An 11,790-nucleotide genomic window follows, 5' to 3' on the forward strand; every position below is an offset into this window, starting at 1 on the left:
CCCCACACCCCACACCCTGCCACCACCGAAAAACTTTTTCAGCAAGCCCTAAGTTAGACGGACGCAAAAAAACCTCGGCGCTCATCCCGAGGTGAATTTAGGAGATTTGAGCTTATGTTGACGTAAAGTTGACGGGAATTAGCTAAGGGCGTTGATCACATAATCGATGTAGGAATTAGCTTCTACAGCAGCATCCCCAGTTAATCCGTGATTGGTTTTGATGTATTTTAAGGCTTCGATATACCAGCTAGGAGATAGTTCAAAAGCACTATTAATTTCACTCAAACCGGCGACCAGATATTCATCGATCGGGCCTGTACCTCCTACCACGAGGGCATAGGTAATAATTCGGATATAGTAGCCGATATCGCGAACGCACTTGGATTTCCCTCGCTCATCGTAGGCATAGTTCGGCCCCTGGAGTTGGGTGGTGTAGGGAAATTTTTGATAGACAGCGTTGGCTGCTTCTTGGGCTAAACTGGGGGCTTTTTGGGCGAGGATTTTTACCGCTTCTAGGGTGATGGCGGCCTGACGGAAACGACCGAAGGCTACTTGTAATTCAGCACTGCTGAGAAAACGTCCTTGGGAATCGGCAGTAGCCACCGCTTCGGTTAAAGGTGTTTTGGTCATGGATGGGATTGCTCCTACAAAAGTTTAATCGGATTGAGATAAGAAAGTCACAGCATCAGGAAACTGCCGCCGCCGCTCGATCGAAGTAAGAAGCGACTTCTGCTAGTAAAGAACTGCAATCCCCGCGAGTGATCCCGTTGGGATCGGCCGCTAGGGCAAGGGAAGCGTCCTTGAGCTTGAGAATTCCGGCCGCAACAGAAGCTCCCGGAACTCCCAGGGCGACGTAGGTTTCCCGGAGACCGTTCAAGGCGCGATCATCGAGGATGCTGGCATCGCCGGTGAAGGTGGCATAGGTAACGTAGCGCAGGATAATTTCCAAATCCCGCAAGCAGGCGGCGGCACGACGGTTGGTATAGGCGTTGCCACCGGGGGCAACTAAAACGGGCTGTTCTGAAAACAAACTACGCGCGGCATCGGTAACGATCGCAGAAGAATTACTGGAAAGACGATTGACCACATCCACGCGTTTATTACCATCTTTGACGAAGGCAATTAGGGCATTGACTTGATTCTCGCTTAGGTATTCCCCCCGGGTATCGGCCTGGGAAACGACTTTGGCAAAGGCATCTAACACCATAGTTTTCATCTCCTATAATGATGATTGGTTTCGGCAAAATATCGAGGTTGATTTTTCTGGCTTTTCTTTATTTTTCCGATAAAGTATCTAGAAGTTTTTCTCTTGGGACTATAATATCGTCCCAGAAAAAAGTTTTGCTCTCCCTTGGCCAGATTTTTTTGTATATCGAGGAACAATTTTTGTTAATTGAATTTAGCGTTGTTATCCGCTCCTAGATAGACTTCGTTTTTGCCATGAATTATTTTATAGAACATATTTTCACCTTTATTTATTAAAAATTGTTTCTCAAAAAAGTGGCAAAAAAATAATTTTTTAGTATAAATATCAGAAAACTTTCCTAAATGTGTAACTCTATACCAAGAAAAAGTATCACTCTTTTCATCTCTCTAATAATTCGTTTAAGTTATTTAAACAAATGTGCTTTCATATACTAATAATAATTAACTAAATTGAGAGAAATGTCCCAAGACAATTTTGCCGATTGTGCTTCGATATACAAAAAAGTGGCAAGGCAATAAAAATCGACAGGGATTATCCCCGCCGAGGCACTGTACTTCAATCCAAAGAGTATTGTAAAACAATTTAAATACAGATATAATCAAAAATAGCCAACAAGTATAAAGCAAGTGGGATTATGCCGATCGCAAGAGACATCACCCAATTGGTAGGACGGACACCCCTAGTCCAACTGAATCGAATCCCAGTAGCAGAGGGAGTAAAAGCCCGCATCGTCGTCAAACTGGAAAGTATGAACCCCGCCGCCTCGGTTAAAGATCGCATTGGTGTCAGTATGGTGGAGGACGCGGAAGCCGCCGGACTAATTCACCCCGATAAAACAATTCTGGTGGAACCCACTTCAGGTAATACCGGCATCGCCCTGGCCATGGTGGCGGCGGCCAAAGGCTATCGCCTAGTCCTGACTATGCCCGAAACCATGAGTTTAGAACGACGGGCGATGTTAAAAGCTTACGGGGCGCAATTAGAATTAACCCCGGGTAGCCAAGGCATGAAAGGAGCGATCGCCCGGGCTGAGGAAATAGTCGAAAACACCCCCAACGCCTATAGTTTGCAACAGTTCCGCAACCCAGCCAACCCGAAAATTCACCGAGAAACCACCGCCGAAGAAATCTGGGCTGATACCGACGGCCTGGTAGATATCGTTATCGGTGGCGTGGGAACCGGGGGAACCATTACCGGTATTGCCGAAACCATTAAACCCCGTCGTCCCCAATTTCAAGCGATCGCAGTTGAACCCGCTAATAGTCCCGTCTTATCGGGAGGACAACCGGGACCGCACAAAATCCAAGGCATCGGGGCCGGTTTTATTCCGGCCATTTTCCGACCGGAATTAATCGATGAGGTGATTATCGTCGATGATACAGAGGCTTTCGCCTACGCGCGACGGTTAGCTCGTCAGGAGGGACTACTATCGGGCATCTCGGCCGGGGCGGCTTTATGGGCGGCGATTCAGGTGGGCAAAAGACCCGAAAACGAAGATAAATTAATCGTCATGATTCAGCCTAGTTTCGGGGAACGTTACCTCAGCACGGCCCTGTTTAAAGACCTCGAAGATATCGACTAATAGGAAAATAAATTGATGGAATTTGAAACGAGGGCGATTCATGGGGGGCAAGAACCAGACTCTAGCCATGGTGCGGTAACGATTCCCATTTATCTCACTTCCACCTATAACACCGGCTTTACTACGATTATCGATTGGGATCGAGAATAGGAACGATTTAAAGCGGGATCTGGAAAAGGCCTTGATTGGTTAGGCGAAGTTTTTATCTCATTTGATGGGTTAAGCCATGTTTTTTGACTCGGAAGATTGGCAAACGATTATTTTTCGGCTGAGTATGGCTATGGCCGTCGGCTGTCTGATTGGTTATAACCGACAGCGAGGCGGTCGTCCGGCTGGATTGAGAACTTTTATCATCGTTAGTCTCGGGGCCGCCATGTTCGTGATGATTCCCCTACAAGCGGAGGGAGATGTGGGTTATGCGTCTTCTAATGCTCTCAGTCGTACTATTCAAGGGGTCGCTTCTGGTGTCGGTTTTTTAGGGGCGGGAATCATCCTACAACAATCCCATCGGGAACTAAATAAGGTACAAGTGAAAGGTTTGACTTCGGCGGCGACTATCTGGTTAGCGGCAGGATTAGGCGCCGCTTCTGGCTGCGGTTTATGGCAGATGGTTCTGGTGGGAACTTTTTTCACTCTCTCCACCCTCAGTGGCATTAAACGACTGAAGAAAAAACAACCCTTAGCCAAATATATTAAAGCTCGTAAAAAAATATCTCCGATTAATCAAGAAATAGACTCATCGGATAGTTCAGCGTCTCATTAATAAATAAAAGTCATAAAAATTATTTTTTATGAGAGAGAAAAAGTTTGTCTTTACTGGCTTTTACCTCAAAAAGATTATATTTTTTCTGCAATTTATTGGTCAGAAAATATAATAAATTGTTTATAAAATTTATTATAAACAAACACAAAACAAAAATTTTATGTGATAATATTTAGACAGAGTAACCACTTTTCTGAACAGGAGAAAATTCAACTATGATCAACCGAAATAAGAGCTTTCAAAGCCTCAAAAATCAAGTTTTCCGGCTGCTGATTTTCCTCTTAACTGTCACTTTGCTCCTCGGGGGAAGAGGAAATGCGATCGCCTTGCCCCTACTCCCCGAACAGTTGGCCGTCATCGACCGTGCCACGGCAACGGGTGGCACTGTGGTGGAACCGGTCAAGAAAAAAAATGAGGTTTCTAGCCCAAAAATTCTGGAAGATGCCCAAATTGCCTATGAAAAAGCCATCCAAGCGGCAAAATCGGCTATTGATGACCTAAAGGCTCAACTGGCCGCTCCTTCTCTCGACAAGAAGATTATCGAAGCTCAACAGGACAACCTGGAGGACTTAGCGGACAATATTGACGATCTAGGGGAAAAAGTGAGTAAATTTACGAAAAAATTGACCAAATCTGGGGCTAAACTCAGTGAAACCCTGCAAAACAACCTTATTACCCTAGAAAAGAGCCTCGTTAATACCTCCGAGACGATCGATATCTTAGCCGACGACACCGAACGACTCAAAGACAATGCTTCCCCTTTCCTGAAAACTCGCGTGGAAAAGACCATCGACGCAGTTAAACAAACTCTACAGGAAAGCGATCGAGCTTGGCAAGAACTGATCTCCTCGGCCACCACGGAACTGGAGAAGACTAACACCCCGAAATAAATAGGGCTTGCAAGGGCATAAAATCAGTCTTTTTTGGGGTAATTATCGTTTTTACCCCAAAATTCTTCCAAAAAGCCTTAACTCGTCTAAAAAGCCCCTTTATCGACGACCTTGTGCTTTTGACTAGCTAAGTACCTCATCAAAATTAATTACCAATCATGACGCTTACCTATCAACCACCAACCCCCCATCGCTGGCACTTTGATAATCGGGCGATTTTGCCCCTTAGAAACCCTAATTTCTGGAAAATAGAGAGTGGAGTCGTAAAAACCTCCACCTGGTTAGAAGATGGAACCCTGATCGTCTTGGGATTGTGGGGACCTGGCAATTTTGTTGGCAAAACCCTAGAGAGAGTCAATCCCTATCAAGTTGAGTGCATCACTCCAGTACAAGCAGTTTCCTTTTCCACAGTTGAGAGTTATCAAATGGCAGAAATTCTGCTGTCTCATCTTCAGCAAGCACAAGAACTAAGTATTATTCGTAGCTACAAACGTACTGATGTTATGGTTGTGAAATTACTGTCATGGTTAGGCAATCAATTTGGTAAACAAACTGGTACTGGACAATTAATTGATGTGCGTCTAACTCATCAGGATATCGCTGACTTATTAGGAACCACTAGAGTCACAATTACCCGCGCACTTAATCATCTTGAACAACAGGGGGCTGTGGAACGTCTTCCCGTCCATCGTCTTCTTTTACGAGAGGAGGAAATCTGGCACTACGAGATTTAGAATGGGGAGGATTATCTCTTTTTTCAATCTATGAATTGGTTAGTAACCCTTTTAATTACTAGCGTCACGAGTTTTGTGGCCACAAATCTTGATGATCTGATGGTGCTAATGTTGTTTTTCTCGCGACTTAATGCTAATTTTCGACCTCGACACCTGATTGTTGGTCAATACCTCGGTTTTACCCTGATTCTCCTAGCTAGTTCCCTCGGTTTACTATTTGGGTTACTGGTTTCTAAAGAATGGATTGGTCTATTAGGATTTATCCCTCTGATTATCGGCATTAAACAACTTTTGTCAAGGGAAAATGAGGATTACATTCAAGAAGTAAGAGAAGATGTTAATTATTCTAAAAATCGCTCCTTTATTCCTCGTTTTCCCTCCCAAACCTATTACGTTGCCGCCGTGACTGTGGCTAATGGTGGTGATAATATTGGTATTTATACCTCTCTTTTTGCCAATAATTCCCCGATGCACGTCTTAATTATCATGATAATTTTTTATCTCATGATGGGGATTTGGTGCGCCCTAGCCTATTTTTTGATTACCCATCCCAGGATAGCTAAAGTGGTTACAAACTACGGACATAAAATTAGTCCTTTTATCTATATTATTCTAGGTATTTATATCTTAATTGACAGCAAATCCTATCGTTTATTTTTAATGTCTTAACCAAGAATGCCTAAAAATCGTCTTTTAAGTAGGGAGGCAAAATTATTTGTAGGATGGGTTAGCGGTAGCGTAACCCATGCAGGCGTTGGGTTTCATGCTTCAACCCAACCTACGTTCTCTTGAAAAGTTATAAAAGGATTTGTTATGAGAATTAAAAAACAACAGATAGCGGCCGAAGCTTCCTGCAAAAACCGGCGAGTTAATACTATTTTTCAACAAATGGGCATCGCCTATCGATGACCGAAATGCTCAACTAAACGCATCTTATCTCCCCAAGGACACCCTTACCATACCCCTTATCTATGAGCTACATTGACCGGAATCAATTTTCTGCAACTTTCGACATCGCCATTATCGGGGGAGGATTTAGTGGCTCCCTCGTGACAGCGAACCTGTTGCGCGACACAGGGACTCCATTATCGATCGCCCTGATCGAGCGCCGAAAACCCCTCGGTACGGGGATCGCCTACGGAACGCGAGATAGCGGCCACCTGCTCAATATTCCCGCAGGCAAAATGAGCGCCTTCGAGGACGATCCCGAACATTTCCTCCACTGGTTAGCAGATAACGGCTATCGATCGATCGATCCGGCCAGCTTCGTACCGCGTCTAGTGTACGGCAAATACATCCGATCGATCCTAGAAGAAGCGCGGGACAACGCCATTGCCGATCACCGTCTGGAGACATTTACCGATGCGGCGATCGATCTGGTACTCGACGGGGAAAAAGCGACAATTACCCTCAAAGGAGGCAAGAAAATCAGCGCCGCTAAAGTAGTTCTGGCGCTGGGCAATTTTCCCGCAACGGTTCCCCAACCCCTCGCGTCTCTCAATTCCCCCTATCTCCGCGACGCTTGGGAGACGGACACACTCGCCGAGCTAAAACCCGACGGGACGATTCTGCTCGTCGGTACGGGGTTAACGATGGTGGATATGGTGGTTTCCCTGGCACAAAGGGGATTCACGGGCAAAATCCAGGCAGTTTCCCGTCATGGCCTGATCCCCCGATCGCACCGACCCACCGATCCCTATCCCCCGTTCCTCACCCTCGAAACCGCACCCCGGACCACGCGGGGACTCCTAGGGCGAATTCGCGCGGAGGTAAAAACCGCCGAGAGTCAAGGTCACGACTGGCGGGCCGTTTTAAACGCCTTACGTCCGATATCTCAAGGTCTATGGCATTCTCTGCCGATAGCCGAACGCGCCAGATTTCTACGCCACCTGAAAGCCTATTGGGAGGTTCTTCGCCATCGCGTCGCCGACGAGATCGCCGGTATCCTCGATCAGGCCGTAGAATCGGGACAATTAACCTATCATGGGGGAAGAATTGAAAGTGCTGAGGATAAAAACGGCTGTGTAGAGGTTACTATCCGTCAACGGGGAACGGGAAACCTGTTAAACCTACCGGTCGATCGAATTATTAACTGTACCGGCGCGAGTAACGATTACCGGACCATAACCGATCCCCTCGTCGTTCATCTTCGCCAACGGGGGTTAATCCGTCCCCATCCCCTAGGTTGTGGCATCGAAACCGCGGACAACGGGGCAATTCTCGGCGCAGACGGTACGGCATCGAACACGCTGTACAGCTTGGGAAATCCCCGCAAAGGCGATCTCTGGGAAACCACCGCCATTCCCGAACTGCGTTTACAGGCGGCCGAACTGGCCCGGGATTTGTTGCGATCGCTGAAAGAGAGAATTTCTCTCCCCACGGCCTACTCGATCGCATTCGGGCCGGCAGCGCCGATTTTCCGCCAGCTTTTCGATAGGGAATCGAGTACCTACACCTATCTGATCGCTGATTCGGGTACGGGGGAGGCGATTTTAATCGATCCGGTCCTGGAACAGGTCGATCGCGATCGGCAGATTCTTTGGCAGTTGGGGTTAACTCTAGGCTACACGATGGAAACCCATGTCCACGCCGACCATATCACCGGAGCGCACCGCTTACGGGAGTTAACCAACTGTTCGATCCTCGTTCCCGAAAATGCGGAAGTGAGCGATATCGATGGTTATGTGCGCGATGGCGATATCTGGATCGTGGCAGGTCAGCAGCTAAAAGCGATCGCTACTCCGGGCCACACCGATAGTCATATAGCCTATCTCATCGATGAAAAACGCCTATTAACGGGGGATGCACTCTTAATTCGCAGTTGTGGTCGTACCGATTTTCAGAACGGTTCGCCGGAGGTGCTATACAAGACGGTGACGGAGAAGTTATTCACTCTCCCCGATGATACGCTTGTTTATCCCTGTCACGATTATCTGGGAAGAACGGTCTCCTCGATCGGTGAGGAAAAGCGCTGGAATCCCCGTTTTGCCGGCCGCAATCGTGAGGATTTTATTCAGTTAATGAATAATCTCAATCTACCCTATCCCAAGAAGATGACCGCGGCCTTAAGTGCCAACGCACGGGGTGGTAAGGTGGTTTTCGTCATGGATTATCAGATATAAACGGGCAAGCGATACTCAAAAGCCGCTCGATTTCTAGTGCTTCGCTCGGAATGTGACAGATCGTCCGTGGACTCATCGTCTATGTTCGGTCAGGATAGAGCTATGGACGAAAACAAGGCAAAAATTTTAAAAGCGTTGGGTTCGTTAGTAAGACAACACAGAGAAAATCTAGGTATTTCCCAAGAAGAACTAGCGACACGCTCGAATCTAGATAGAACATATATTTCTGGCATCGAGCGCGGGATTCGCAATCCTTCTGTAACCGCTCTTGTTAGTCTGGCGAACGGAATGAACCTCAATGTCTCCAATCTATTAGAAGGCTTGGAAAACAAAGTTAATCAAACCAATGGAAAAGATCGTACAACACGGACAACGTAGACACTCAAAAGCTTCCGAAAGTTACATAGATGTTACTTTTCGATATGATGACGGTACGATTTGGGAAGGCGCGATTCCAGTTGAGTATAGACGTACTGGCGTAGATCTGGCCGAATCTTCGGCAATCGAAGAATATCTTCAGCAAGCTTTTCTATACTGTCATCCGAGTAATTATCCGAAGTGGAGACAAGAACAAGAGGTCTTCTGGTTACAGAAAGAAGCGGAAGTAACAAAATCATTCTTTGATGTACTCATCACTTTTAAATGGACTTGTGTTGCTTGTCAATTACCCCCGAATCCGAATTGGGCTAGAAGGATTCAAGATTTAAAAGAAATGGGATATACGATCGCAACTCATACATCAAAAAAATGCCCGACTTGTGGTTCCAAGAAAACGCATATTATACTTGTTCCTCTACCTCGTGGTGGAATATCTGGATACGAAGTATGGTCGTCATCCCTACGAAAGAAAATCATTGATCTGCTCGGTGGTTATGATGCTTACGAGGGTAAGACTGTAGGGAAAGATAATCTGTTACCCGACCATAAATTTCCAGAAATTCGTTGGGGAAACGATACGAGACGAGATTCATTAGAGCATTTGGCCGATACGGAGATTCGAGAACAATTTCAACTTTTGACGAATCAGCGCAATTTACAGAAGCGTGAAGTCTGCCGTAAATGCTACCAAACAGGGGATCGGGGCTATCCCTTCGGTATCCAATACTATTATGAGGGTGATAAAAAATGGCCGGATACCATTCCAAAAAGTGGAAAAGCGGCGGAAGTAGGGTGTAGTGGCTGTGGATGGTATGATTTGCAGAAATGGAGAATTGCTCTCAACCGCAAGCTATCGGATTTAAATTCTGATTAATCTGCGATTCTTGCTCTAGCTGTAAAGCAACTTTGTTGAGATAAGGAATTAAAGCGTATCCGATACATTCGGCTAAACGTGGGGGAACCGCATTACCAATTTGCCACATAGCTTTTTTCATGGTTCCCTCAAAAATAAACGAATCGGGGAAAGATTGAAGTCTGGCCATTTCACGGGCGGAAATAACTCGATTAAGATGGGGATGAATATGTGTACCTCCATGATTTTCTTTGATGGTCATACTCGGTTTGCCTGGATACTGGCGCTTAAAAGCATCAACGTAGGTTTCATAGAGAGAACCACCGGGGGGTACTCGTGCGATCCGTTCCATATACTTCGAGGAATGGCGTGTCCATTCATGATTAATTTCGGGAATAGGCGTGTAAGCAGGTAAATCGGAAATAGCCGACTCTATCGGAATATATTGATGAGGTAGTAATTGAGGTTGAGGATAAGGATTAGGTAGATCGAATCTATTAGCTATAAAAATTGCTCTCGGTCTAATTTGAGGAATTCCATAAGCGGCAGATTCAAGAATAGCGATCGAAATATTAGAATAACCGATCGATTCAAACTCTTCTAAGATAGTTTCTTTCACCTTGCCTTTTTGCATCGTGAGAATCCCGGGCACATTTTCCATGACGACATACCAAGGCTGAATTTCAGAAACCACTCTTATAAACTCTTTAAATAATTGATTTCGAGGATCATTGGGATCTCGTTTACCAGCGACCGAAAAACCCTGACACGGCGGACCTCCAACCACTAAATGTATATCGGGTGAGCCTGCCAAAATAAGCCATTTCTCTGCTTGAAAGTCATGAATATCACCACAGAAATGATGGCATTGTGGGAAGTTGTACCGATGTGTTAATGAAGCGACAGGATTGATTTCAACACTTGCTGCTGGATGAAAATTTGCCTGAACTAAACCTTGAGTTATGCCACCAGCACCACAAAATAAATCAATGAAGTTATAAGTTAGATGAGGAGCGATCGGACAATTAACATCCACAAAAACTTGATGTAAATCACGCTTGATGGTCAGTAGTTCCCGTTGAATTTTTTCATAACGTCCTAATTTGACTTTTTTCGTCTTTTCAATATCTTGATTATTTTGAGGGAATAATGATAATTGAAGTTCTGACATTGCTCTGACTTGAATATATATGGTTTATTGTGACACATCGTCCACAAAAAATCAAGTCACGCCTATGGAAGGTAGAGTAACAAAGTCAAGCTACTTTTAACCTAGTCGTCATCAATCCCCGATCGCTCTCTACCCCACCATCCCCAACCGCGGACCATTTCCCATTTCCCAGCCATTCGCAAAAGTGACGAGAAGATCATTCAACGCATCCATATCACCATCCATTAAAAACGCGTCGTGACCGTGCGGCGATCGCAACCAGAATAATTCAGAATTGGGGATATATTTCGCCAACTCCTCTTGTTCTACGGGAGGATAAAGAAGATCCGAATCGATAGCCACGATCGCCGTCGGTTGTTGAATCGACTGTAAAACCGATTCGTAACTCCTTCCCAAACGCGTGACATCATGACGATCCATCGCCCTACTTAAGGTGATATAAGCATTGGCATCAAAACGTTCGACTAACTTTTTCCCCTGATATTCTAAATAGCGGGCGATCGTGAACTCTCCCCCCTCCCCGTACTCGCGGCCGAAACGGGACTCGAAACTGGCGTGCGATCGGTAGGTAGTCATCGCCATCATCCGGGCCGCCGATAAACCCCGGGCCGGAGGGCGATCGAGCGCATAATTTCCCCCTTGCCAATGGGGATCGGCATAGATCGCTCCCCTTTGAGCCTCTCCCAGCGCAATACACCAGGCCGAATGTCGTCCCGAAGCGGCGATGACAGCGATCGAGCGCGTCCTCTCCGGGTACAGTAGCGCCCACTCCAAAACCTGCATCCCTCCCAAGGATCCCCCGATCACCAACCGCAAAGACTCGATCCCCAATGCGTCCACCAACAGCCGTTGTAGGTGAACCAGATCCCGAATGGTAATCTCCGGGAAAGTCGGGCCGTAGGGTTTACCGGTACGGGGATCGATCGAAGTGGGGCCAGTCGTCCCGTAGCAACTGCCGAGAATATTGCTACAGACAATAAAATCCCGGGTCGGATCGAGAACGCGTCCGGTTCCTAACAAAGGTTCCCACCAAGCTTCCACGTCGGCCCATCCCGTGAAGGCATGACAGACAATAACCCCGTTATCCCGC

The 11,790-nt window shown here is 46.3% G+C and carries 13 protein-coding genes and 1 pseudogene; 10 read left to right on the forward strand and 4 right to left on the reverse strand.

All coding sequences use genetic code 11. The features are described 5' to 3' along the window. Window positions 1–138: 138 nt before the first annotated feature. Window positions 139–630, reverse strand: coding sequence for a phycocyanin subunit alpha (gene cpcA / locus IQ242_RS06910; RefSeq protein ID WP_002762687.1), 492 nt, complete (start codon window positions 628–630; stop codon window positions 139–141). Window positions 631–685: 55 nt separating this feature from the next. Further along, window positions 686–1,204 (reverse strand): phycocyanin subunit beta, encoded by a 519-nt coding sequence (locus tag IQ242_RS06915; RefSeq protein WP_002733930.1) that lies wholly within the window; start codon window positions 1,202–1,204, stop codon window positions 686–688. A gap of 637 nt (window positions 1,205–1,841) precedes the next feature. On the opposite strand from IQ242_RS06915, the gene cysK reads away from it, so the two are divergent. From cysK to IQ242_RS06965, 10 genes and pseudogenes are all read left to right on the forward strand, one after another. Further along, window positions 1,842–2,789: a cysteine synthase A gene (cysK, locus tag IQ242_RS06920; protein WP_193959463.1), complete on the forward strand. Its 948-nt coding sequence runs from the start codon at window positions 1,842–1,844 to the stop codon at window positions 2,787–2,789. A 15-nt stretch (window positions 2,790–2,804) separates the two neighbouring features. Further along, complete coding sequence (locus IQ242_RS26675) at window positions 2,805–2,939, forward strand: PLP-dependent transferase (protein ID WP_255520609.1); 135 nt, start codon at window positions 2,805–2,807, stop codon at window positions 2,937–2,939. 76 nt (window positions 2,940–3,015) lie between these two features. Beyond that, window positions 3,016–3,552 (forward strand): MgtC/SapB family protein, encoded by a 537-nt coding sequence (locus tag IQ242_RS06935; RefSeq protein ID WP_193959464.1) that lies wholly within the window; start codon window positions 3,016–3,018, stop codon window positions 3,550–3,552. Window positions 3,553–3,767: 215 nt separating this feature from the next. After that, on the forward strand, window positions 3,768–4,442 hold the full coding sequence (locus IQ242_RS06940; RefSeq protein WP_193959465.1) for a hypothetical protein: 675 nt from the start codon (window positions 3,768–3,770) through the stop codon (window positions 4,440–4,442). Between the two features lie 158 nt (window positions 4,443–4,600). Beyond that, a complete protein-coding gene (locus tag IQ242_RS06945) occupies window positions 4,601–5,176 on the forward strand; it encodes a Crp/Fnr family transcriptional regulator (protein ID WP_016516224.1) in 576 nt (191 codons plus the stop codon). A gap of 30 nt (window positions 5,177–5,206) precedes the next feature. Beyond that, a complete protein-coding gene (locus IQ242_RS06950) occupies window positions 5,207–5,845 on the forward strand; it encodes a cadmium resistance transporter (RefSeq protein ID WP_193959466.1) in 639 nt (212 codons plus the stop codon). Between the two features lie 302 nt (window positions 5,846–6,147). After that, window positions 6,148–6,627 (forward strand): annotated as a pseudogene (locus IQ242_RS25920) (FAD/NAD(P)-binding protein); the annotation flags it as partial. 963 nt (window positions 6,628–7,590) lie between these two features. Next, window positions 7,591–8,298 carry an MBL fold metallo-hydrolase gene (locus tag IQ242_RS25925; protein ID WP_370582967.1) on the forward strand — a complete coding sequence of 236 codons (708 nt, stop codon included), beginning with the start codon at window positions 7,591–7,593 and terminating at the stop codon, window positions 8,296–8,298. Between the two features lie 81 nt (window positions 8,299–8,379). Beyond that, window positions 8,380–8,676: a helix-turn-helix domain-containing protein gene (locus IQ242_RS06960; RefSeq protein ID WP_228020860.1), complete on the forward strand. Its 297-nt coding sequence runs from the start codon at window positions 8,380–8,382 to the stop codon at window positions 8,674–8,676. After that, window positions 8,645–9,550 (forward strand): restriction endonuclease, encoded by a 906-nt coding sequence (locus IQ242_RS06965; protein ID WP_149986665.1) that lies wholly within the window; start codon window positions 8,645–8,647, stop codon window positions 9,548–9,550. Before IQ242_RS06960 ends, IQ242_RS06965 begins: the two co-directional genes overlap by 32 nt. Here IQ242_RS06965 and IQ242_RS06970 read toward each other — a convergent pair. Then, complete coding sequence (locus IQ242_RS06970; RefSeq protein WP_052276021.1) at window positions 9,516–10,700, reverse strand: DNA cytosine methyltransferase; 1,185 nt, start codon at window positions 10,698–10,700, stop codon at window positions 9,516–9,518. The genes IQ242_RS06965 and IQ242_RS06970 overlap by 35 nt on opposite strands. Window positions 10,701–10,829: 129 nt before the next feature. After that, window positions 10,830–11,790 (reverse strand): homoserine O-acetyltransferase (gene metX, locus IQ242_RS06975; protein WP_193959468.1); only part of this gene is annotated, 961 nt, incomplete at its 5' end.

The sequence above is a fragment of the Microcystis sp. LEGE 08355 genome (assembly GCF_015207185.1).
GTDB classification, from domain to species: domain Bacteria; phylum Cyanobacteriota; class Cyanobacteriia; order Cyanobacteriales; family Microcystaceae; genus Microcystis; species Microcystis panniformis.